At 74.1% G+C, this 475-nt stretch carries 1 protein-coding gene; it reads left to right on the top strand.

The window, feature by feature from the left end:
* Window positions 1-13 precede the first annotated feature (13 nt).
* On the top strand, window positions 14-475 hold a 462-nt coding region (locus tag JK361_RS40730), incomplete at its 3' end, for a SpnB-like Rossmann fold domain-containing protein (RefSeq protein WP_307787462.1).

Below are 475 nucleotides of genomic sequence, written 5' to 3'. Positions count from 1 at the left end.
TGGCGAGGATGTCGTGGACCTGGTGAGTGCCCCGGTGTGGGGTCTGGTGCGGTCGGCGCAGCGTGAACACCCCGACCGTTTCCGGCTGGTGGACGGCGCCGAGCCCGACGCGGTGCCCACGCTGCCGCTGGACCGTGAACCCCAGCTGGCGGTGCGGGACGGCGCGCTGCTCGTGCCGCGGCTCGTACGTCACCGCACGGCTGCCGTCGAGTCCGTGCCGGGCTTCGGTGGGGACTCGGGCACGGTGCTGGTCACCGGTGGTACGGGCACGGTCGGTGCCTTGGTGGCCCGGCACCTGGTGGTCGAGCACGGGGTGCGTAACCTGCTGCTGACCAGCCGGCGTGGCGAACAGGCACCGGGTGCGACCGAGTTGGTCGCCGAGCTGGCGGGGCTGGGTGCGCGGGTGTCGGTCGCCGCGTGTGACGCGGCGGACGGTGACGCGCTGGCCGCTGTGCTGGCGGCGATCCCGCGGGAA

Source organism: Streptomyces musisoli (assembly GCF_016741855.1).
Classification (GTDB): domain Bacteria; phylum Actinomycetota; class Actinomycetes; order Streptomycetales; family Streptomycetaceae; genus Streptomyces; species Streptomyces musisoli.
This window is presented reverse-complemented; position numbering and strand designations above follow the sequence as displayed.